Here is a 20,454-nt window from a genome sequence, read left to right as displayed (position 1 = left end):
CAACGGGTTCTATATATCGTATATGGAACCCGTTTTCCTTCTCCATCGTACTTCGTTAGTTGATCGACAGCTTCATTTTCAGCCCCTCATGCGTCGCTTTAAAGCCTAATCGTTCATAAAAGCGCAACGCATCTTCTCGTTGTTTATCTGTCGTTAGTTGAATCAGATGGCAGCCTCTCTCCTTCGCCCGTTCAATCGCCCATTCGATTAACTTTCTCCCAACTCCTTGACCCCTTTCCGTAGATGCAGTACGAACCCCCTCAATCGTCGCTCTCCAGCTACCTTGATGTGTCAGATAAGGCGTAAACGTAATCTGTAGAACACCAATAATTTCCTCTTCACGGCACGCCACAATCAATTCATTATTGGGGTCTGCATCAATGGATTCAAACGCTTTTATGTAGCTTTCTGGTAGCGGAGTTTCGTAACGCTCTCTCGTCTTACCTAATTCATCATCCGCAAGCATTTGCACAATTCTATTCAGGTCTTTTGCTGTTGCGACTCGAAAATGAATCATCGTTTGCCTCCAATTGAATCCGTTGCGGGATTATTCTAACATCTTACAAGAAAACCCCTTTAGCTAAAAGGGGTGGGGAATTCATATATTTTTACTTGCACGTATTTCTTCTATTCGGATTCAAAATCAGCGCATCATCGTCCAGCTCAAACAATTTATCCAACAGCGCATCCAAGCCATGCTCCAATTTATATTCCATCTCTTCTTTATACAACGGAATCAAGAAATAGGCATGAACCTTGTTCCCATCCTTGGTGGGAATGACGCTGATCTCTTCGGATAGCTGAAACAGAACGACTCCATTTAAGCCAGTGCCATCCGCATACGGTTCATAGTCCTCATAATTCGGTATCGTATGTCCGTATCCCAACCACGTATTGTACTGATGAGGAAAACGAGCCATTTGCTTCATCAGCCTGATCGGCCAGTAGTTGTTTTCATCCTCCAGTGACTCTTGTGTCAGCTCCCAGGAAGCCGGTAAAAATATCATCATTTCTGCTCGATCGAAATTCTCTTCCATCTGCTCCTGTATTTCATCCGGGATCGTCATCGGTAAATCACTCATCCCAGTCGTATACAAAACCCAAAATGGTTCTTCTTCTGTAGGACTCATTACATTCACATCAATATGTATCATATCGGAAATAATTTCGTGAAAAACACTGCTTTCTCTTCCCGCAAATACCGTTTCAAAGTGGGCAACAATTTCCTCTACATATTCCATGGGAGCTGGGGGTTCATAATCAGCTTGTTCGTTATATGTGTAAATCGTGGTGCCGTCCTTTGACTTTTCTCCGTTGTTCGTACCGCCGAATAGCTTCTTGAAAAAATTCATCGCAAATCCTCACCTTCTCATCATTTAGACGCTGGGTCCTCTCTATTGTATCGGCATGAGATACATCCAACATTTACCTTATCCTTGTAATTCTTGCAAGAGAATTCCGAATCAACTTGCAGAAAAAAGAGGGGATTTTTAGCCCCCCTCTTGATAACTCTTCTTATACCAACACTTGCAAATGCTCCTGGCCATTAAAAGCGACTAAATCTTCTCCCTGAGTAACACGACTGACCAAGTCAGGATTGGCAAGGAATGGACGTCCGAATGCCGCCACATCCATAATTCCATCCTGTACAGCCTGCTCGGCGCGAGCAGGAGATAAACCGCCCACGCCTATGATGATGCCATCCCAGTATTGGCGGACGAGCTCGTGCAGTGTTTTGCCTTCTGCAATCACTTGATCAAAATTCATAGTGGAAGGATGAAGCATCGTTAATCCCGAGTCCTTAAATGCCTCTACAAAGATTTGAACAGCCGCGACTGGGGCCTCCCACATATACTCACGCTGATCATCCTTCAACGCAGAGAAGCGCATAATCGTTCTATTAGCGCCCACTTCGGAAATAACCGCTTTCGCCACCTCTTTCATGAAGGTCAAGCGTTGGCGCAATTCTCCGCCGTATTTGTCTTGGCGGTGGTTGGATGTTTCCGAATTAAACTGATCAATCAAATAGCCATGTGCACCATGAATCTCAACGCCGTCAAAGCCTGCCATCATTGCATGGCGAGCAGCCTGCGCATACTGCTGAATCACTTCTTGAATATCGGCGAGCGACATCTCTTCCGGGATATCGTAAGGTTTGCCCAATCGATGGACATGACCCTCTGCTCGCAGTGCAGAAGGAGCCTGCGGGGGTAAGCCTCCAGCGATCTCATGGTGTGACAACCGCCCGACATGCCAAATTTGTGCAACAATCGCTCCCCCCGCCTGATGAACTGCGTCTGTGACCTTTTTCCAGCCTTCTATTTGTTCCATGGTAAACAAGCCTGGAACACCCTTCGTTCCTTTTGCACGAGGACTAATGACGATTCCCTCAGTAATAATCAGACCCACTCCGTCTGCCGCTCGCTTCCGATAATATTCGACGACATCAGGACCAACTACCCCCGTCTGGTCATCTGCGAAGGTGCGCGTCATGGGGGCCATTGCAATTCGATTGCGCAGCTTCCAAGCTCCCATTCGAATTGGTTGCAGCAATGCTTGGTTTTCCATTCCCATTTTCCTCTCTCCCATCCTTACCTGTCATTTCCTTACATCGTATCGGATCGCCAGCTGCTTTTACAGATGACATGAAAGGAATTATGCTATTTTCCCCTTGAAAACAACGGTATTATGGAGATAATTCATGGAAAGTAAAGGGGGTCATGCGAATGGATCAAGTGGATAAGGAAATACTCATGATTTTGCAGGAGAATGCCCGCATTTCCATGACGGAATTGGGGAAACTGGTCAACCTGTCTCAACCGGCTACCACGGAAAGAGTTCGCAGAATGGAGGACAAAGGCGTCATCATGCAATATCGTGCCATCCTCGCTCCAGAAAAAGCAAATAAACATATCAGTGCTTATTTACTTTTTCATACAAAACGCTGCGAAAAATTCATCGAGTTTTGCAAGGAGTATCCAGATGTGTTGGAGCTGCACAGAATCAGCGGACAATACAATTACCTGCTGAAGGTCGTCACTGCTTCCATGCAGTCCTTGGAGGCATTTATCAATGCCAGTGGGGAACACGGGGAATCCACGACTTTAATCGTCATGTCCTCACCAATCGAACAGAAAAAGATCGTTCCTTCTGTGATCGAGGAGTGCTAAACATCCTTCACTGTAATAGCAAAAGAGGGAAGCCTCTCTAGCGCTCCCTCTTTTCGTCTTTCTTATTTCAATTCTGTATAGCACCTGATCTCTTCTTTATCTAGCTGGAATCCAACTGATTCGTACAGAGCCAAAGCAGATTTATTCGTCGTTTCTACCATGAGATACGCGGATTTCAGCTCATGCGATTTTAGATATCCCAATGCTTGTGTCAGTAAATACTTCGCAAACCCACGCTTCCTCCAAGGTTCTTGTACGAAAACATCCTCGATTACTCCCTCGTCTTCCTCTCGCCATGCCATCAAGCCAGCAGCTATCGTATCGTTATGACGAATCACCATCGATGTCCAGAGCGCCTTACTCTTGTAATCAAACAATCGTTCAAGTCCTAATGGAGCATCTGGCCAAATGGTGGCTTCCACATTTAAGTAATCTTTTTCGTCCTCTGGGCTCTCCATTTTCCAATACGAAAAATCAAAGTCTTCATCCAGCGTTAACACAGGAATAGACTCTAGTAAATCGCGCTTCATCTGAAACAAGCTATTCAAACGCTTGTAGCCCATTTGGGCGAAAAATCGGTTGTTCTCTGTTTCGGAAGAATCGTTACCAACACATAGCATCGTTTGGTACGTTCCTGGCAACGTTTCTTTTAATTGCAGAGCTCTTTGAAAAAGATGCTGATACACATTTTCTAGCAAATCGTCGTGATCGTCTCGCTCCGGGAGCGTTTTTATATTCACGTAGATCGAATGTTTGGTTTCCTCTGAACGTCCGGGAGGGATCGTATTAATGATACTGACTTGACCCTTCGCGATCATTTTCCCATTTTCAAATGCACAATAGACATTACTCCAATTTGCTTCTTCACCGACCCACCAAAACGTCGCGTTTTCTTTTGCAGTCACAGCTTGATATAGCTCGCCGAGTAACGGGAAGTCTTCCTTTTGAAAATTCCGAATAATTATGTCAGCTGATAATAGACTCACATTTTATACCCCTTTCGAAATCGGGGAATATCACGAATTTGCGGGCTACTTACGCGAGTTCCCCATCAAAAATTTGCCCTTTGTTAGCATGTATCCAATCATAAGAAACGCCTCCTTTAACAATTGTTTCCATATGAATTATCATACCGTGTCCCTTATCAGCTATCAAACCATTTTCCCATCAGGTAAGGATTCATCTTGCGAGAAAATCAAAAACCAAGTAAACTTTAACTCATTTACTGGAGGTATGAAAATTATGGAAATGATCAATTTCACAGGTGACTTCGAAAAAGTTGGGGAGAAGGAGCTTCCTTATGGACACGAGAATCCCGGAAAGCGTTAGACCTTTATTACACGACTATACGCAACGACTCATGGCAGAACTGCCTGATGTCATCTACGGTGTGTATTTGTATGGTTCTATTGCGCTGTCAGGCTTCGAGGAAGATAACAGCGATATTGATTTTGTAACACTTTTGCATAGAGGGTTAACGAATGCAGAAATAGAAACACTCAAGAACATTCATCATACTCTCCATAAGGCCAACCCATTAGCCAAGAGAATGGACGGCATGTATATCAAGCTGGATGACATCGGAAAAACCAATCCATCTTTGGAGCCTTATCCTTACGTTGACAATGGGATATTCAAACCATCCGGCCACTATGATATCAATCATGTGACGTGGTGGATCCTCAAGCAACAGGGCATTACCGTTATGGGGAAAAGTGTTGAAGCATTACACATCCCTACCCAGTGGTTTGATGTCGGGGAAACGATGAAATACAATGTACATGATTATTGGGCGCCAAAAGGAAAAAGCATGCTGAATTTCTTGCTCGATGGGTGGGTAGAATTCGCCGTTTTCACCTTATGCCGAATCTATTACGCGCTCATCCATGCGAGCATTATTCCCAAGAGAGAAGCCGTAGAACAAGCCCTGCAAGAACTCCCAAGTGAATGGCATCTTTTATTGAAAGAATCCTTGCGAATACGCTACCAACCAAATGAACCATCTTTGTTTTCGAACAGATTCAAGCGGGCAAAGGAAACTCAGCGATTTATACACTATATCTGCGAGCTGTCGCCTAGTAAGACGGAATAAGGATCATCCCCAGACACCGACTTGGACCAAAGAAAGCGTACAGCGAGCCGAAGCTCTACGGCAAAGCCGCTTTACATAAGGAAGGAGATTTGATTATGAAAATCATGGAGCAGCATTTGCACCTTGAGCATTTTAGACAGATGGCACAACTCGAGCTTCAATACTATGATGCTGAATTTATTACACCTTATGAAGAGAGCTACAATTGGTATTTGTTTCGTCCCGATTCCGTTGTTGCAATCGAAGAGAATGGGCGCATCATCGCTTTTATGAACCTGCTTCCCGTCAAACCGCATATCTACCTGCAAATTGCACAAGGGACGTTTAAAGACAGCCTGATGACGACTGCGGATATCGAAGATTTAACTACTTCACCCGAGCAAGTCTATTATTTTCTGTCCTGTGTCGTTGTCGATCAATCTTATCGGAAAAGCCCTGCCTTGCGCATGATGCTACATCATTATCTCGATGTACTGGCTCATGTTGAGCAAAGTGGCTGCCGCATCCAATCGATCATCATGGATAATATCACAGAAGCAGGCAATCGGTTCGCTCAGCGCCTTGGCATGAAGCATGTATGTATAAGCGACCACGACTCTCATATACATGCCTCGGACTATGAGGGCTTCAAGCAGCATGTGCACGCGAGTTATCCCATGTTTTCCCGCTAAAGGCTTGGCATCGACTTGGTGCGAAGCCTTTTGGCGTATGTTACTTATAGAGTGCCATCATTTCTCGCACTCTCTCTTTTGCAAAAGCTCTTAATTCCACTGGCTCCACTACCTCCATATGTCCGATCATATCCAAAATATCGCGACATGCTCTTTCATAACTGTACAAATTAACCGTCAATTGCTCGTACTCTCCCCGCTGTACAGTGGAAATCACCTCCAGCCTCTCTCGCACGGCCAGCTTTTCAGCATGCAATCTGATCACTACAGGAAAATATTCAGCTTCACGACAAGCCTGCTTGAACGCCGCCTCCTGATTCGTCCAATAACCTGCCAACAAAAAGCTCTCCGGAATCTCGAACGCCTCCTCCAGTACATGAACAGAAGGAATCCGCTCGCATTTGAATGTTCGAACCTCCTGCGCGTTTTCACAGTAAGCAACGAGATACCACTCCGTTTTTTTCACGACGAGACCGTAGGGACATACCGTACGTGACGAGCTGCTCCCATCCATTTTGCGGTAGGCAATGACGACTTTACTTGAACGCCAAACCGCTGCCCGCAAAACCTCCAGACTCGGTATAACCACTCTCTCTTCCCACCACGGAGCCTCATCGAAATAGAAACGCTTCTTCGCTTTCTCGATATCTGGCCGATAAGTCTGCGGCAACGTCTTTTCCAATTTGAGTAAAGCAGACGTTAATTTGTGTCCAGTTTCGGTATCCTGCCTTACATGAATCCCCATCCCGGTCAAATACAAGTGCACGACATCATCGACGTACAGCTGTTTCAGATTGACCGTATATCCTTCCATCAAATAAATTCCACCGCCAGGCCCCGAAGTTGCCGCGATCGGAATCCCTGCCTGGGAAAGTGCGTCAATATCCCGATAAATCGAGCGAACAGACGTCTCCAGTGCAGTAGCAAGTTCTTTTGCTTTCATTTTTCCTCTAGATTCGATCAGCAGCAAGATCGCAATCAATCGATGCAGTCTCATCTTCAGCCTCCACGGACAAAAATATCACTCTATTTTTCGACGCAGTCAAATTGATGACACGATGCTGTCAACAATACAAAGATATCATAGAGCTATCATTATGGGAGGGATGTAAGATGAATATCGCAGTATTAGGAACCGGCTTTGGTGCGTATCATGTTCATCTGCTGAAAAAAATGGATGGTGTTGATAGATTGGTAGTTTTCGGTCGAAATGAATCGAAGCTGCAAAAGCTACAGGAAGAGCTGCATGTGGAGATTACGAAGCATATGGACGAGATCATGCGCGATCCTACTATCGATGTCGTGGACATTTGCTTGCCTTCGCAGTTGCATCGGCAATTCGCAGGAGAAGCACTCGAAAACGGAAAGCATGTATTCTGCGAAACACCGGTTTGTTATACGCTAGACGATGCACAAGCCATGAAGCACGCAAGAGACCGTTCGGGAAAAAAGCTGTTGGTGAATCAGTTTATCAAATTTGACCCGGCGTACGCCTACCTTCGCAGTGCTCAGACAGAAAACAAATACGGACGGCTCCTCTCCCTCTCGCTCAAAAGAGAAACAGCTCCTTTATGGGGGGATCTAGGCTTGTCCTCCATTACAACTAATCTGATGATCCACGAGCTGGACTTCGTAACATGGCTGTTCGGTCGCAATGCCAGTATGAGCGCATGGGGGACAGAATCATCGGATAAAAAACAGTCCATCGTCCACTCGCACTTTCATTACCCTGATGCGCATGTTGAAATAGTCGCCTCCTCGCAGATGCCGACCTCGTACCCCTTCACTGTCGGTTACGAAGCGTACTTTGAGAAGGCAAAGCTCGTCTTTCAGGAAGCTGACAGCCATGGTCAAACGGAATCTTTCTTATGGGAATACACATCCTCAGGCAAGAATGCACTCGTTCTCGAACCTGTCAATCCGTATGAAGAGAGCTTGCGTCATGCCATTCAATGCTTTACGGACCATACACAATCGATTATCGATGTTGATCATGCAGTTGAGTCCTTAGAACTCGCGCTTGGACTACAGAAACAGCTTGCGCGCCAGTAAAAAAACAAAACCTCCATGAAGCGTCTTTTCATGGAGGTTCACTGCGTGCTCTTTAATTGATGACCTTGCCTGTCGTGGCTTCTATTGCCCATGGCTGTTCTGAATCCCGGCGGATTTGGTAAGCAAGTACTGGCTCCGCCCCTTTTTCCGCTGGCAAGTACACGAGTTCCAGTGGGGCATGCTGCACAAATAGATCACGTACTTCTTCCTTGGAGAGGGTTTTTGCTGTCTGATCAGTCTGTATCCATGATAAATCCGAAAAGTTGCCCGTAAGCTCGGTAACAAGCCCGCTAGCCAGCTCGACCGACACCTTATAAGGATGATCCATGACGGGAATCCCGTTGACCTTTGGTGCAAAAGTAAACTGGATGGTGCTAGGTGACTCTTGCAACGCTTCCAATGACAACTCACGAACATCGATGGGGAGGAATTTCTCCAGGTGGGCTATCGCGAGCGCTTTTGCCTGTTCGTAGGTCGTTTCTCGTTGGTTCTTACGTCCATCTGCAGCCATCTGTGAAAACCCGAGGAATACTCCGTCATCTGTCGTCTCAACGGAAACGCCGTTGCCCTGCCCATCATTCCAAGAGTATGAAATACTATGCGGATTTACACCGATGAATGCTTTTTGTTCCACCTTTATGTCCAACTTGCGCTCAAGCAGCTCTGCCACCTCTTCAGAAGTTTTCAGCACGAGTGGTACTCCTTGTCCCGCAACAGCAAAGGACTTTTTCTCTGCTCCCTCTTGGCTGATCAGCTTGCCTGTTTTCGCGTTCACATAAACATCTGATGCTGCTACGTATTGAAGTCCTGGTTGTTTCTTTCCTGCATAAACGAGTCGAAGCGTACTAACCAATTGCTGGGCTGCCTTCACTTTGTCGATCGTCCCGTCACGATTGGCAGGCAATGACGCTACGCCACTATCTTCGAGATCAGGGTAAAGAAGTAAGGTCATTTCACCTGTTTTTGGGGAGATACGGACCATCGCGCTATTCTCTTGAAGTGGAATGCCATTGATGATTTTGCGAAAAGCTACTTCTCCTTGTGCCAAATTCGAGTGAACATGATCCACTTCAAACTGTTTGCTCTGTGCTCCCAGCTTCTTTTGCAAATAGGCTTCTGCCTGTACCTCCACTGGCGACTTCTCACGTGTTGGTGTGAGTCGACTCATATCTAATGGATTCGTTGCTGCCTCTGGTGCTAATGTCTGCGGCCTTGGAGCATCACGAGTAACTGCTTGGTTTTGAACGATTTTGTTATCTACTTTTGGGGCAGCTTCCTGCTCCTGCTGTGGCTTAGCCTTACTTTCAACTGGCAGGGAAGGGGTAGCATGCGGTGGTGTAGCTGTTATGACAGCAGGAGGAGAGATGGTTGCTTGCGTATCTACAGATGGCTTCAGCGGTGAATCATAGCTCAGCCAAACACCCATGAATACGGCTGCTGCAAGGGAACCTGCTCCGGCGACAACTCGCTTGACCATCGCTGCCTGCTGCATGCGATACGCCTCACGAATGAGCCTTTCCTTGCCCATCTGCTTCCACACTTGACGAGGTGGATTGCTCTCCTGCCTGACTTGCTTCAGTAATTCGATTACGCGGTTTTCATCTGGCAAACTCATTGGCAATCCTCCCCTCGCAAGCGCTGCCGAGTATTTTCTGCAACGCCTTTAGTCCCCTGTGACAGTCCACTCTCACTTTTGTCTCTGGAATCGCCAAAATCTCGGCTGTTTCCTTCACGCTGTACTCCTTTATGTATCGCAAAATCACAATGATACGCTGATCGGGCTTCAGCTTTTGCAAAGCACGTTGAATACTATGCATTTCTTCTTTTGTCGCAAGCTCCTCTTCTGGAAGACCCTCCGTAGACTTCATGAGGGCCAACCAATTGTCTGAGAACAAACGCTGCCACTTTTGCTTGCGGTAATGATCAATCGCGACATGCTTGGCGATGGAAAAAAGCCATGTCTTCATTGCGACCCGACCGTCATACCTCGGAAGTATTTTTAAGAGTCGTGAAAATACTTCCTGCACCATGTCTTCTGCATCTTCTTGTCTGCCTGTAAAGTAGAGCAAGAAATAGTAGATGTCATCATAGTGGGTCTCGTAAATAACCTCTATCCGTTCTGCCAAATCGGGCGACAACAGGCTCCCCCCTTTCTTATTCGTTTGCTTCCTCTTCCCCATAGGTGTAGAACTCACCGGTCTGCTGTTTTTCACTCTGACCATTATTCGAATGAGGTCGATTTTTGTTTCAGGGTAAATGAAGTTTTTTCCACAAAAAAAACCGACTCCTTATTAGGAATCGGTTGTAACCTAGCTAAACCTTATATTTTGCAGGAGCCATCTGCGCAATTGTCGCCGGATTGCTCGTCTTTTTTCTCGTCGTTCTGCACAAATTTCAGAGCAGGAGCGGCGCTTTCTTCTTCCCATATCTGGTTCAATGCGCCTAAAAAGACTTCTCCTGGCTGCGCGCCAGAGACTGCATATTTGTTATTAATGACAAAGAACGGTACACCCGTGACACCCAAATCGTTGCCTCTTTGTTTGTCCTCTTGTACTTGCTCTCTGTATTCGTCCCCTGCCAGCATGGCGAGCGTCGCTTCCTTGTCCAAGCCTACCTCAGAAGCAAGCTGTGCCAGCACCTCGTGGTCACCGAGATGGAGCGATTCCGTAAAGTACGCCTTCAGCATTCGCTCCTTCATTTCCTTCATTTTTCCATGGGCATGAGCAAAGTGCGTCAAGCGGTGCGCATCGAATGTATTGGTCGGAATCATCGTGTCAAAATGATAGTCGAGACCAACACCTTTTGCCATTTGGGTTACTTGGTCATTCATGCCCTTCGCCTGTGCGAGCGGAATGCTATACTTGGCTGCCAGTACTTCATGCATGTCCATATCAGTATCGCGTTCCATCTGCGGGTCGAGCTGGAAGCTGCGATATACGACCTCTACTTGATCCTTATGCGGAAATTGAGACAGCGCTCCTTCCAGACGGCGCTTTCCGATATAGCAAAACGGGCAGGCAAAATCAGACCAAATTTCAATTTTCATGTTCCATCCTCCTCTATTTGAACGGTGCTGACCGAAAGACAGCAAACCGCACACTGCAAAATTCGTCGTATGCACATTATACAACAACGTACGGTACGACTATGCACTTTGGAGGCTGAAAGCTGCACTTTGCCCATGCAATCGGTATAGAAAACAGAGCCCAGTAACCATGCGCCCACCACTTACATAAGATATGTCAAATTGGATCATGAAGTAAGGTGGTGTAACATGTACGGATATCAGCCTTATGAAAACCCATATGAGTATGACTTGCGAGCTGTATCCTCACAACATGGACGGAGAACAGGACAATCGTTTGCCGAAATTCAGGGCGGTCCACTGGCGCCGAACCTGCACGGCTACGTTGTGTTTACCGATGTCCCCTACGGCACCGAAGTGTTCGTAGAAGTCAGCGGTCTCCCCGCTTTCCAGCCAGCCGCTGGCAATCAGCCGCAAGTCGGGCCTTTTGGTTTTCATTTGCATGAGCATGGCGTCTGTACAGTAGGAAATCCGGAAGATCCCTTTACCCCAGCAGGCAGTCACTGGAATCCTACACAACAACCACATGGCAACCACGTAGGCGATTTCCCCGTGCTGTTTTCCAATGATGGGTATGCGCGAATGACGTTTTTCACAAACAAAATCAGTGCAGTAGATGTGGTCGGCAGAAGCCTAATCATCCATCAAAGTCCCGATGACTTCCATTCGCAGCCGGCAGGAAATAGCGGAAAACGACTGGCATGTGGAGTGATCTACGCTGGATAACGCTTCACTCGAACAGGAAAAGGGGGCAACTCTGTAAGCTGCCCCCTCCCATTATTGAATCAGCTATCGCCGTAATGTAGACAAATCAAATGCTGGTACAAGCCCTTCCTCGGCTGCGCGACCGAGCAACGCCTCGACAGCTGCATAACCATCGTTACCCAAATTTCTCGTAAACTCATTCACGTACAAGTTAATATGCGCTTGCGCTACCTCAAGGGACAGCTCTTGGGCATGAGACATGACATATTCTTGTGATGCGGTCGGATTCGCCCAAGCATATTCCACAGAGGAGCGCGTCCAATTGGTCAGAGCCTCGATATCCATTGATTTTTTCGCGATGATGGCCCCCAACGGAATCGGCAAATTGGTATCAGACTCCCACCAGTTGCCCAAGTCAGTCATAAGAGACAGCCCGTAGTTTTGATACGTGAAACGCGCCTCGTGGATCACGAGTCCCGCATCGATCTTGCCGTCACGTACAGCAGGCATTATCTCATGAAACGGCATGACGACGATCTCCCCTACACCACCTGGGACATTTTGTGCAGCCCAGAGCCGGAATAGTAAATAAGCTGTGGAGCGCTCACTCGGAACGGCTACACGTTTGTTGGACAGGCGTGCTGGATCGTTCGCATTCTCGCCAGAATTTCCTTGGGTCAAAACGAGTGGCCCGCATCCTCTGCCCAGTGCACCGCCGCAAGGGAGCAGCGAGTAGTTGTCCATCACCCATGGCAATGCCGCATAGGAAATTTTCATTACTTCAGGGCCTTCCCCCTGTGCAGCAAGCGTATTCGTAATATCGATATCTGCGTACATAATATCGAGCTTTGGTGCTCCCGGAATCAAATCATGTGCCCAAGCATGAAAAACAAAAGTATCATTCGGACATGGTGAAAACGCAATTTTCATGATAGTACCTCCCGTAGTACAGAGCTTCCCTTTTCCAGAGATTCCAACGCATCTTTTATCCGCCAAGCGGACTTATCCCGCGGTCCAATTGCATTCGATACCGTGCGAATTTCCAGAACAGGTCGACCAGCAGCGTGGGCAGCAGTCGCAACACCATACCCCTCCATCGCTTCAGCTAGCGCGTCTGGCATCCGCTGTGCCAAAGCCGCCGCTGTTTCCGCTGTTCCCGTCACGGTTGACAGTGTGAGTACGATTCCTTTTTTGGCGGCCAAGCCTGCCTCTTTCATCGAATTTGTCAACTGTTCGACCAATTCCTGATCGACACTTACCCGAGCTGAACCAAATCCCAGCTCGTCCACACTGCAAAAGCCCTCAGGCGTTTCTGCACCCAAATCCGCACAAATAATCTCTGTCGCGACAACCAGCGACCCAATCTCTGCTTGTCCCACGAATCCACCGCATATTCCTGCACAAATGACCAGATCGTAGTCCACGCGAGCAAGCGCTCTGGCTGTACTCGCTGCGGCTGCTGCTGGCCCTACTCCCCCAGCGATTACTGTGAAACGCTCATCCCCTTGAATGCCGCGCATCACTGCATCCCGTTCTGCGTCAACGGAGGTCACGATCAGAATGCTTCTATATTGTTGTGACAAAATCATTTGCCCTGGCTCCTTTCAACCGCTTTCCCTCTTCCACGTTATCGCTACTTTTCGTTCGTGTAAAGCCGTTTAAAGAGTTTGTCAAAAGACAGGGAAATTATTACAATGATACCTGTTGTGCATTTTCGTTAGATGAGAGGTGACCGATCATGCTTCATCCACCGAATCCAAACACCCATCCCGACTGGCTCGCCCCCTATTCTTTGGCCTGGTACACTCAGCTGGGCAAAATGACTGGTGATTACGTATACCCGTGGCGCTCTACCATTACAGAACCGAATGGCGAGTCGCTTTTTATGGAAGAAATTAGTCGCATGGTTCCGAATCAATCCGTTCTCGACATTGGCTGCGGGCACGGCGCATTCACACTGCACTGGAGCCGTTCTGCCAAAGAAATCGTCGGCTTGGATGTGACAGAAAACTTTGTGGAAATGGCCCGGACGCAAACACCCGAAAACGTCTCCTTCGTTGTCACCAATACGAAATATACCCTCCCCTTCCATGACGATACGTTCGATTGCGCCTACAATCGCAAGGGACCTACCTCCGCCTATCCAGATATAGCACGCGTCGTCAAAAGAGGAGGCTCATTCATCGGATTGCATCCAGGCGATCAGTTGTCAGCCGAATTATTCGAATGGTTTCCTCATTTATTTGGTTCACGTCCAGTAGACACTCCGATCCTGCAAAATCTTCAGGAGAGACTCAGACAAGCTGCTTTTCAGCGAGTCGATATTCAGACGGTGATCGCCACCGAGTATTTTCAGAGCCCACTCGATGTCATTCGCATGCGTTGCTTCGGACAAAGCCCCGCTATTCTCACGTCCGCCATTGAACAACACATGGAAAGTGTTATGCCGATTTTTGACCACTATGCGACTTCTGACGGTCTGCCAACTACACATATGTATTACCTCGTTCGCGCGATTGTTTGATTCTTCCTATTAAAAAACCTCCAGCCGCATTTAGCCAGAGGTTGTCACTACGCTTATCCTTTTAGCAAATAGCTGTTGCCATCTTCATCCTGAAAAGTCGCATAGGTCCCCCACTGCATCTTGTTCAGTTCTCCTTGAAAAACAACACCGTTCGCTCGCATCTTTTCGTACGTCTTTTCAATTTCTGTACATTCAAAAACGATCGAAGCTTTTTGTTCCTGCCAGTTGCTCATCATACTTTTTGGATAGAGTACCAAAGCAGTCTGGGCACCTGTTGGTCCTACCTCCAGCCAACTGCTGTTTGGTCCCATCGGGTGCTCTTGCTTGACTTCAAATCCAACCTTCTCTGTCCAGAACACTTTTGCGCGTTGTTGATCTTCTACGTAAACAGCTACCGTTGCCATTTTGGTAATCATCATATCCTCCTTACTAGCTCGAACCTTATCATCCCATTGTAACCGAAAAAAAGTTTACTTATCGCTATCAGCACACCCAAATGTTGACAATAGTTTCACAGGAATTTATATTTAATTACGAAATGTAAGGAACAAAACATTGAATAAGCTTCTCCCTTTCAATGCATCATGTTAGTGTAAAAACAAGTTGCAGGAGGAATGCAGAGTGGGTAAGGATTTTATTGCAGCCGTAAAAGACAGAAGAACGTACTATGGGATCAGCAAGGAAAATGTTGTATCTGATGAGCGCATTAAAGAAATCGTTCAGGAAGCAGTAAAGTACACACCATCCGCATTCAACTCCCAAAGCGCTCGCGTCGTTGTCCTCTTAGGTGCGGAGCACGATAAGCTGTGGAACATGACCAAAGAAACGCTGCGTAAAATCGTCCCCGCTGAAAATTTCGGGGCCACGGAAGAAAAAATGAACGCCTTTGGTAGCGGCTACGGCACTGTTCTTTTCTTTGAAGACCAGAGCGTCGTCGAAAACCTCATGCAGCAATTCGCAGCGTACAAAGATAATTTCCCGATTTGGTCCGAGCAATCTTCTGGCATGCTTCAGTATGTTGTGTGGACTGCGTTGGAAACCGAGGGCTTCGGTGCTTCCTTACAACATTACAATCCACTCATCGATGAAGAAATCCAACAAACGTGGAACCTCCCTAGCCAATGGAAGCTGAGAGCACAAATGCCTTTTGGCAAACCAACCGCTCAACCAGGTGAAAAACAATTCCAACCTTTGGATGAGAGAGTGAAGTTCTTTTCCTAAGTAACATTTTGTTCCATATTCGTAATGGACGGCTCTGAACATTTCGTACTCAGGCCGTCTTTTCGTTTATTGAGCGATTGCTTTCCTCTTTTTTCTGTGATAATATTAGCTTAAACAAAAGATTCTTATTAAAGCGTTCACATATTGTAAAGGGTTTACACTTATGTTTGAACCTTTTACAATGTGTGAATTTTATTTTATCCATAAATAAAAGTTACATATTCATTTTATTTTGTTGGAGGTAACACCCATGCAAACAGGTACAGTTAAATGGTTCAACGCAGAAAAAGGTTATGGCTTCATCGCAGTTGAAGGCGGAAACGATGTATTCGTTCACTTCAGCGCAATCCAAGGCGACGGTTTCAAAACCCTCGAAGAAGGCCAACGCGTTGAATTCAACGTGGTTGAAGGCAACCGTGGACCACAAGCTGAGAACGTAACAAAACTGTAAATTACAACATAAAGCTGCCCTTGCGAATAACAAGGGCGGCTTTTTTTTCCAGCTTTTTTTCTTCGCAAAAATTCGTTCTTTGTTCCTAAAGAGCAGTTGACATTAGCCATGCCTCCCCATATAATCACTTTATAATGCAGAGTAAAGCAACGGCGCTTTCTAGCATAAGTTTCCAAAATGACACAATAAAATAAACGCGACTTGTATTTTTCGTTTATTTTTAGCGAGCTATGAAAGCGGTTCCAGCTGGTTGTTATTGCCATTACCTGTAAACAAGTTCATACAAAGTAAGCAACGGCGCTTAGGGTCTATCTCATTCATTGATGAGATCCTAAGTGCTTTTATTGTTTACATCCGCAAAAAGGTGGGATATCCATGGAGCACATTGGAAGCGTCATTATTTACATCATCATGTTATGTGCAGTGATTGGTGCCATTGCCGCGATCCGCAACAGCGATGAGGGTCTCGGTAAAGAGTTCATGGAAGGGATTCACTCAACAGGTTACATCTTCGTTCCTGCTGCCGGTATCATGGCTTCCCTCCCGTACATCTCTTGGTTCGTAGAAAAAGCGGTATCACCCATCTTCAACAAAATTGGAGCAGATCCTGCGATTGCGGCAACTGCGATTCTCGCATCTGACATGGGTGGCTATCAGTTGGCAAACCTCCTGAAGACCACCACGGAAGGATGGGTTATGGCCATGATCGTCGGTCTGATGGCCGGTGCTACGATCGTGTTCTCCATCCCTATGGGACTTGCTATGTTGGACAAGCGCGACCATAAATACATGGCGCTTGGCGTAATGTCCGGTATTTTGACTGTTCCGATTGGTGCTTTTATCTCTAGTGCCATTCTTGTTTTGACAAATGCAGAGGTTCGTGCTGAAATCTCGACGAACGCTGATTCGACTTATGCTTTTGCCATTGGCTTCGGACAGGTACTTCTGAACCTTTCACCAATTTTGTTCTTCGTATTAGCGATTGCTGCTGGTCTGCGCTTCCTGCCAGACCTGATGATTAAAGGCTTCATGATTTTCGGAAAGACAATGGATGCAGGTATCAAGCTCGTTCTCGTATTCTCGATCGTGCAACACTTTACTGGCATCTTTACAAAGGTTTTCGGAGCTTGGGGCTTCGATCCGATCATCGCCGATCCAACCGATCAATACCGTGCGTTGGAAACTGCCGGTTACATCGGGATTATGCTCGCAGGTGCGTTCCCAATGGTTTACATGCTGCGTAAATATGCAGCGAAGCCACTCGAAATGTTGGGCAATAAGCTGGGCATGAGCCCTTCTGGTAGTGCAGGCTTGCTCGCAACTAGCGCGAACATCCTGGCTATGTTCCGTCTCATTCGTTCCATGCCGCCAAAAGACAAGGTTATCAACATTTCCTTCGGGGTTTGTTCAGCTTTCTTGCTGGGTGACCACTTGTCCTTCTCGGCTAACTTCCAACCAAACATTATCTTGCCGGTTATGATTGGTAAATTGGGTGCAGGTATTATCGGGATTGCTTTTGCTTACTGGCTCTCCGTTCCGAAAGCACTTGAACTGGAAAAACAAGATCGTGCTGCCGGAATTATCGGTCCAGACGAGTACTTGGATCATCACAGCGCGCAAGCTGAAGTTGCAGCAACCAAACAATAAAAGCAAAAGAGCGGTCCTTCGTGGGCCGCTCTTTTTTCCTTCATACACCTTTTTGGTTCATCTCCCAAATTTCCCATGCAGGTACCGGCTTTTTTGAACACCCCTCCATTGTTAATTCACGCGCTTCTTTTGACCACAAAAAAGGATAGATCGCAAATATTTCATCGCCTTTTAGATTAGAAACGTCCCTCTCCCAATCCTTCCAGAAAAATGTCGCATAAAACGTATGGATATCCCCCGTCATTGCCCAGTGCAAAAAGTCGGAATAGCCAATTTCAAGATCCTCCCACGCAAGACTGTCCGGAGCGAAATACCATATACCGCCTACCGAATCCGGAAACATTCCACCATTGATCGCAAAGAATCCCCCTATGACATCGTCTGCTACCAACAGCATCTGGTTCATGGCACATTGCTGATTCCAAGAAGTGATGGAACGGGGTAAATGAGGATGGCCGGACCCTAGAATCCGCAGCCAGCCTTGGTGAATCAGAATTCCGCCCGTTTCAAAAGCAACAGCCCCTAGAGTTGACCTCGTCGTTACTTGTAAATCAACAAGCTGTTTTTTCCCTTTCTCCTGTTCAGACGGCAGAAGGGTAATCTTTCGGTCTGATGCTGACTGCCATTTTTTTATTTCTTCCATCGCTGAATCCTCTTCGCAGTACAATTCCTCGAAGCTTTTCATTTCAGCCTCCACTCCAAAGTTATTGGCGCGGCGCCCATAAGATGACGCTCACTCCGATCAGGCAGATGATCGCACCTACCCAGTCATACAAATCGGGTGTCTTTTTATCCACCAGCCATCCCCAAAAAACAGCAAGAATGATAAAAACCCCTCCATAGGCGGCATATACCCGCCCGAAGGAAGGGAAGCTTTGAAGCGTAGGAATGATTCCGTACAACACCAGGATCAGCGCCCCGACGATACCGTACCAGTATGGCTTGGACTCCTTTAGCCACAGCCATACCAAATATCCCCCGCCGATTTCCGCCAATCCCGCCAAAATAAACAATAGTATCGATACTGTCATCCATGTTTCCTCTTTTCCTATCAAAACGAGTAAGTGCAAAGATCACGTCTATTATCTGATTGTCTCTCATAGTCTGTAGATGTAATCATCACATTGGCTCGCCATGACGAACGAATCCTCAAAATCTACCCTTGATGGGCAGCCTGTGGAGAGCAGCACAGGTCTCCTTTGCCCGATTCAAGTGCAGATTTCAGGCTCCCCAATACATGTGACCAAGCCATTTCGTGCCAGCCCCGAGCCTTTTCCCACTCCTCTCCCTCTTTCCAACCGAAATGCTCGACCAATACTTGCGTTTTCCCCTCTGCTTCAGACAAGGTGACGAGCACGTAAGTCAAGGCATCCTCGTGATTCATGATATCTGCGAATTCATCCGGCCCCTTCCATGTAAAGCCCAAGCGCTCCTTCGGTTCAAAATGGGTAATGATGCACCCTTTCGTCCCCATCTGGTCGCGAATAGCTGGATTGAAGTATAATTCGTACGCTCCGCCCAGATACGGCTCAATCGTTGCATCAGGCGCAAACCACTGAACAAGCCGTTCCTTTCGTGTCCATGCCCACCAAACCAACTCTATGGATGATGATACTTCTATCTCCGTTTTGAAGAAACCCATTAAACTTCCCCCCAACTATTTTCCTAACAGTTTGAAAATAGCAATTTCTGTATAACCAGTCAATACAGAACACTCGCTGTCTCCAATTTAACGCCTGAACGAGATTTCAAGCGTATAAATGAGTCTGAACAAGTCTGAATGGAATATTTTTTACTAAAAAGTGTAATTGTGCAGTAATCGCATAAGAATGAATGCTATAATAGCTAAGTAAGTAAAAAATTTCACAATGGGGAGAGGAACGATGGAACAACCACTTGCAAAATCGGCTCATCAGAAATTACCCATTGGAAAATTGCTCAAGAGGATCTTCGGTATCCTGATTGGTGCTTCCCTGTTCTCGGTGGCACTCGAGATTTTTCTCGTACCGAACAATATTATCGACGGTGGAATCGTAGGTATCTCGATTATTACCTCGCATCTGTCTGGGTTCCCTCTTGGCGTTTTCCTTTTCGTGCTTAACTTGCCCTTCTTAATCATAGGGTACAAGCAAATTGGAAAAACGTTTGCACTCTCGACCCTCTTCGGGGTTACGATCATGTCAATCGGAACGACACTGCTTCATCCTGTCAAAGGGCTAACGGATGATCCCCTGCTTGCAGCTGTATTTGGCGGCATACTTCTCGGGATTGGTGTAGGACTTGTTCTCCGTTATGGAGGCTCTCTGGACGGTACAGAGATCGTCGCTGTACTGCTTAACAAGAAATCTCCGTTCTCCGTTGGTGAGATCGTAATGTTCATGAACTTATTCATTTTGAGCAGTGCCGGATTTGTATTCGGTTGGGATCGCGCGATGTACTCGCTGATCGCCTATTACATTGCATTCAAAATGATCGATCTGACCATCGAAGGCTTCCAGGAGTCTAAAGCGGTATGGATCATTAGCGACAATCACAAGGATTTGGGAGATGCGATTGTTGCTCGTCTGGGCCGTGGTGTTACCTATTTGAATGGTGAAGGCGGCTATACTGGAGACGACAAGAAAGTAATTTTCTGCATCATTACACGATTAGAAGAAGCCAAGCTGAAGCTGATCGTGGAAGAAGTGGACGAGAATGCCTTCTTGGCTGTCGGCAATATTCACGATGTGCGCGGCGGGCAGTTTAAGAAGAAAGCGATTCATTAAAAGGAAAAATGTACCCTGTAGAGCAGGCGTTTGGGAACGTCTGTCTATAGGGTATTTTTGTGTAGACATAT

At 46.7% G+C, this 20,454-nt stretch carries 24 protein-coding genes; 10 read left to right on the top strand and 14 right to left on the bottom strand.

The genetic code is table 11. The features are described from left to right. Positions 1-55: 55 nt before the first annotated feature. The 3 genes from ACKKE8_RS05590 to ACKKE8_RS05580 all read right to left on the bottom strand — a co-directional run bounded on the left by ACKKE8_RS05590 (position 56) and on the right by ACKKE8_RS05580 (position 2,589). Positions 56-517, bottom strand: coding sequence for a GNAT family N-acetyltransferase (locus ACKKE8_RS05590; RefSeq protein WP_409177302.1), 462 nt, complete (start codon positions 515-517; stop codon positions 56-58). Between the two features lie 91 nt (positions 518-608). Beyond that, complete coding sequence (locus ACKKE8_RS05585) at positions 609-1,352, bottom strand: suppressor of fused domain protein (protein ID WP_409177301.1); 744 nt, start codon at positions 1,350-1,352, stop codon at positions 609-611. Positions 1,353-1,515: 163 nt separating this feature from the next. Next, positions 1,516-2,589 (bottom strand): alkene reductase, encoded by a 1,074-nt coding sequence (locus tag ACKKE8_RS05580; RefSeq protein WP_409177300.1) that lies wholly within the window; start codon positions 2,587-2,589, stop codon positions 1,516-1,518. Between the two features lie 137 nt (positions 2,590-2,726). On the opposite strand from ACKKE8_RS05580, the gene ACKKE8_RS05575 reads away from it, so the two are divergent. Beyond that, complete coding sequence (locus ACKKE8_RS05575; RefSeq protein ID WP_409177299.1) at positions 2,727-3,170, top strand: Lrp/AsnC family transcriptional regulator; 444 nt, start codon at positions 2,727-2,729, stop codon at positions 3,168-3,170. Positions 3,171-3,232: 62 nt separating this feature from the next. On the opposite strand, the gene ACKKE8_RS05570 is transcribed toward ACKKE8_RS05575, so the two are convergent. Beyond that, positions 3,233-4,156, bottom strand: coding sequence for a GNAT family N-acetyltransferase (locus tag ACKKE8_RS05570; RefSeq protein ID WP_409177298.1), 924 nt, complete (start codon positions 4,154-4,156; stop codon positions 3,233-3,235). A gap of 314 nt (positions 4,157-4,470) precedes the next feature. Here ACKKE8_RS05570 and ACKKE8_RS05565 point away from each other — a divergent pair, with 314 nt between their 5' ends. Both ACKKE8_RS05565 and ACKKE8_RS05560 read left to right on the top strand, forming a co-directional pair. Next, a complete protein-coding gene (locus tag ACKKE8_RS05565; protein ID WP_409177297.1) occupies positions 4,471-5,262 on the top strand; it encodes an aminoglycoside adenylyltransferase domain-containing protein in 792 nt (263 codons plus the stop codon). A gap of 95 nt (positions 5,263-5,357) precedes the next feature. Further along, positions 5,358-5,933, top strand: coding sequence for a GNAT family N-acetyltransferase (locus tag ACKKE8_RS05560; RefSeq protein WP_409177296.1), 576 nt, complete (start codon positions 5,358-5,360; stop codon positions 5,931-5,933). A 40-nt stretch (positions 5,934-5,973) separates the two neighbouring features. Here the strand turns inward: ACKKE8_RS05560 and ACKKE8_RS05555 are convergent, their stop codons facing one another. Next, on the bottom strand, positions 5,974-6,930 hold the full coding sequence (locus ACKKE8_RS05555) for a helix-turn-helix transcriptional regulator (RefSeq protein WP_409177295.1): 957 nt from the start codon (positions 6,928-6,930) through the stop codon (positions 5,974-5,976). Between the two features lie 116 nt (positions 6,931-7,046). Here ACKKE8_RS05555 and ACKKE8_RS05550 point away from each other — a divergent pair, with 116 nt between their 5' ends. After that, positions 7,047-7,985: a Gfo/Idh/MocA family protein gene (locus tag ACKKE8_RS05550; protein WP_409177294.1), complete on the top strand. Its 939-nt coding sequence runs from the start codon at positions 7,047-7,049 to the stop codon at positions 7,983-7,985. A gap of 52 nt (positions 7,986-8,037) precedes the next feature. Here the strand turns inward: ACKKE8_RS05550 and ACKKE8_RS05545 are convergent, their stop codons facing one another. The 3 genes from ACKKE8_RS05545 to ACKKE8_RS05535 form a co-directional block, all read right to left on the bottom strand. Continuing rightward, on the bottom strand, positions 8,038-9,600 hold the full coding sequence (locus ACKKE8_RS05545; protein WP_409177293.1) for a YcdB/YcdC domain-containing protein: 1,563 nt from the start codon (positions 9,598-9,600) through the stop codon (positions 8,038-8,040). After that, entirely contained in the window at positions 9,584-10,123 is a 540-nt protein-coding gene (locus ACKKE8_RS05540) for an RNA polymerase sigma factor (protein WP_409177292.1), read from the bottom strand. The genes ACKKE8_RS05545 and ACKKE8_RS05540 overlap by 17 nt, the downstream gene beginning before the upstream one ends. A gap of 182 nt (positions 10,124-10,305) precedes the next feature. Continuing rightward, entirely contained in the window at positions 10,306-11,031 is a 726-nt protein-coding gene (locus tag ACKKE8_RS05535) for a DsbA family oxidoreductase (protein ID WP_409177291.1), read from the bottom strand. Positions 11,032-11,259: 228 nt separating this feature from the next. Between ACKKE8_RS05535 and ACKKE8_RS05530 the strand changes: the two genes are divergently transcribed. Next, the gene (locus tag ACKKE8_RS05530; protein ID WP_409177290.1) at positions 11,260-11,796 is read left to right on the top strand and encodes a superoxide dismutase family protein; all 537 of its coding nucleotides are present in this window, start codon (positions 11,260-11,262) and stop codon (positions 11,794-11,796) included. Positions 11,797-11,859: 63 nt separating this feature from the next. On the opposite strand, the gene ACKKE8_RS05525 is transcribed toward ACKKE8_RS05530, so the two are convergent. Both ACKKE8_RS05525 and ACKKE8_RS05520 read right to left on the bottom strand, forming a co-directional pair. Then, positions 11,860-12,705, bottom strand: coding sequence for a 1,4-dihydroxy-6-naphthoate synthase (locus ACKKE8_RS05525; RefSeq protein WP_409177289.1), 846 nt, complete (start codon positions 12,703-12,705; stop codon positions 11,860-11,862). Further along, positions 12,702-13,364, bottom strand: a complete 663-nt coding sequence (locus ACKKE8_RS05520; protein ID WP_409177288.1) for a futalosine hydrolase — start codon at positions 13,362-13,364, stop codon at positions 12,702-12,704. Before ACKKE8_RS05520 ends, ACKKE8_RS05525 begins: the two co-directional genes overlap by 4 nt. A gap of 149 nt (positions 13,365-13,513) precedes the next feature. Between ACKKE8_RS05520 and ACKKE8_RS05515 the strand changes: the two genes are divergently transcribed. Next, positions 13,514-14,299, top strand: a complete 786-nt coding sequence (locus ACKKE8_RS05515) for a class I SAM-dependent methyltransferase (protein ID WP_409177287.1) — start codon at positions 13,514-13,516, stop codon at positions 14,297-14,299. 53 nt (positions 14,300-14,352) lie between these two features. Here ACKKE8_RS05515 and ACKKE8_RS05510 read toward each other — a convergent pair whose 3' ends face one another. Continuing rightward, a complete protein-coding gene (locus ACKKE8_RS05510) occupies positions 14,353-14,715 on the bottom strand; it encodes a VOC family protein (protein ID WP_409177286.1) in 363 nt (120 codons plus the stop codon). A gap of 205 nt (positions 14,716-14,920) precedes the next feature. Between ACKKE8_RS05510 and ACKKE8_RS05505 the strand changes: the two genes are divergently transcribed. The 3 genes from ACKKE8_RS05505 to eutH all read left to right on the top strand — a co-directional run bounded on the left by ACKKE8_RS05505 (position 14,921) and on the right by eutH (position 17,618). Then, the gene (locus ACKKE8_RS05505) at positions 14,921-15,520 is read left to right on the top strand and encodes a nitroreductase family protein (protein ID WP_409177285.1); all 600 of its coding nucleotides are present in this window, start codon (positions 14,921-14,923) and stop codon (positions 15,518-15,520) included. Positions 15,521-15,770: 250 nt separating this feature from the next. Continuing rightward, positions 15,771-15,971, top strand: coding sequence for a cold-shock protein (locus tag ACKKE8_RS05500; RefSeq protein ID WP_007725380.1), 201 nt, complete (start codon positions 15,771-15,773; stop codon positions 15,969-15,971). 375 nt (positions 15,972-16,346) lie between these two features. After that, positions 16,347-17,618, top strand: coding sequence for an ethanolamine utilization protein EutH (gene eutH, locus ACKKE8_RS05495; RefSeq protein ID WP_409177284.1), 1,272 nt, complete (start codon positions 16,347-16,349; stop codon positions 17,616-17,618). 40 nt (positions 17,619-17,658) lie between these two features. Here the strand turns inward: eutH and ACKKE8_RS05490 are convergent, their stop codons facing one another. The 3 genes from ACKKE8_RS05490 to ACKKE8_RS05480 all read right to left on the bottom strand — a co-directional run bounded on the left by ACKKE8_RS05490 (position 17,659) and on the right by ACKKE8_RS05480 (position 19,260). Beyond that, positions 17,659-18,303 carry a DUF2625 domain-containing protein gene (locus tag ACKKE8_RS05490; RefSeq protein ID WP_409177283.1) on the bottom strand — a complete coding sequence of 215 codons (645 nt, stop codon included), beginning with the start codon at positions 18,301-18,303 and terminating at the stop codon, positions 17,659-17,661. A 19-nt stretch (positions 18,304-18,322) separates the two neighbouring features. Beyond that, entirely contained in the window at positions 18,323-18,649 is a 327-nt protein-coding gene (locus ACKKE8_RS05485; RefSeq protein ID WP_106833682.1) for a YnfA family protein, read from the bottom strand. 125 nt (positions 18,650-18,774) lie between these two features. Beyond that, positions 18,775-19,260, bottom strand: a complete 486-nt coding sequence (locus tag ACKKE8_RS05480) for an SRPBCC family protein (RefSeq protein WP_409177282.1) — start codon at positions 19,258-19,260, stop codon at positions 18,775-18,777. Between the two features lie 241 nt (positions 19,261-19,501). Between ACKKE8_RS05480 and ACKKE8_RS05475 the strand changes: the two genes are divergently transcribed. Then, complete coding sequence (locus ACKKE8_RS05475; RefSeq protein ID WP_409177281.1) at positions 19,502-20,383, top strand: YitT family protein; 882 nt, start codon at positions 19,502-19,504, stop codon at positions 20,381-20,383. Positions 20,384-20,454: the final 71 nt, after the last annotated feature.

Origin of the sequence: Brevibacillus fortis (assembly GCF_046196545.1) — a bacterium.
GTDB lineage: Bacteria > Bacillota > Bacilli > Brevibacillales > Brevibacillaceae > Brevibacillus > Brevibacillus fortis_A.
The sequence above is the reverse complement of the archived record's forward strand: the minus strand, read 5'-3'. Positions and strand labels throughout refer to the sequence as shown.

Coding starts and splice junctions, on each gene's coding strand:
- ACKKE8_RS05590 (WP_409177302.1), bottom strand. CDS start 517: ATGATTCATTTTCGAGTCGCAACAGCAAAAGACCTGAATAGAATTGTG.
- ACKKE8_RS05585 (WP_409177301.1), bottom strand. CDS start 1,352: ATGAATTTTTTCAAGAAGCTATTCGGCGGTACGAACAACGGAGAAAAG.
- ACKKE8_RS05580 (WP_409177300.1), bottom strand. CDS start 2,589: ATGGGAGAGAGGAAAATGGGAATGGAAAACCAAGCATTGCTGCAACCA.
- ACKKE8_RS05575 (WP_409177299.1), top strand. CDS start 2,727: ATGGATCAAGTGGATAAGGAAATACTCATGATTTTGCAGGAGAATGCC.
- ACKKE8_RS05565 (WP_409177297.1), top strand. CDS start 4,471: ATGGACACGAGAATCCCGGAAAGCGTTAGACCTTTATTACACGACTAT.
- ACKKE8_RS05560 (WP_409177296.1), top strand. CDS start 5,358: ATGAAAATCATGGAGCAGCATTTGCACCTTGAGCATTTTAGACAGATG.
- ACKKE8_RS05555 (WP_409177295.1), bottom strand. CDS start 6,930: ATGAGACTGCATCGATTGATTGCGATCTTGCTGCTGATCGAATCTAGA.
- ACKKE8_RS05550 (WP_409177294.1), top strand. CDS start 7,047: ATGAATATCGCAGTATTAGGAACCGGCTTTGGTGCGTATCATGTTCAT.
- ACKKE8_RS05545 (WP_409177293.1), bottom strand. CDS start 9,600: ATGAGTTTGCCAGATGAAAACCGCGTAATCGAATTACTGAAGCAAGTC.
- ACKKE8_RS05535 (WP_409177291.1), bottom strand. CDS start 11,031: ATGAAAATTGAAATTTGGTCTGATTTTGCCTGCCCGTTTTGCTATATC.
- ACKKE8_RS05530 (WP_409177290.1), top strand. CDS start 11,260: ATGTACGGATATCAGCCTTATGAAAACCCATATGAGTATGACTTGCGA.
- ACKKE8_RS05525 (WP_409177289.1), bottom strand. CDS start 12,705: ATGAAAATTGCGTTTTCACCATGTCCGAATGATACTTTTGTTTTTCAT.
- ACKKE8_RS05520 (WP_409177288.1), bottom strand. CDS start 13,364: ATGATTTTGTCACAACAATATAGAAGCATTCTGATCGTGACCTCCGTT.
- ACKKE8_RS05515 (WP_409177287.1), top strand. CDS start 13,514: ATGCTTCATCCACCGAATCCAAACACCCATCCCGACTGGCTCGCCCCC.
- ACKKE8_RS05510 (WP_409177286.1), bottom strand. CDS start 14,715: ATGATTACCAAAATGGCAACGGTAGCTGTTTACGTAGAAGATCAACAA.
- ACKKE8_RS05500 (WP_007725380.1), top strand. CDS start 15,771: ATGCAAACAGGTACAGTTAAATGGTTCAACGCAGAAAAAGGTTATGGC.
- eutH (WP_409177284.1), top strand. CDS start 16,347: ATGGAGCACATTGGAAGCGTCATTATTTACATCATCATGTTATGTGCA.
- ACKKE8_RS05490 (WP_409177283.1), bottom strand. CDS start 18,303: ATGAAAAGCTTCGAGGAATTGTACTGCGAAGAGGATTCAGCGATGGAA.
- ACKKE8_RS05485 (WP_106833682.1), bottom strand. CDS start 18,649: ATGACAGTATCGATACTATTGTTTATTTTGGCGGGATTGGCGGAAATC.
- ACKKE8_RS05480 (WP_409177282.1), bottom strand. CDS start 19,260: ATGGGTTTCTTCAAAACGGAGATAGAAGTATCATCATCCATAGAGTTG.
- ACKKE8_RS05475 (WP_409177281.1), top strand. CDS start 19,502: ATGGAACAACCACTTGCAAAATCGGCTCATCAGAAATTACCCATTGGA.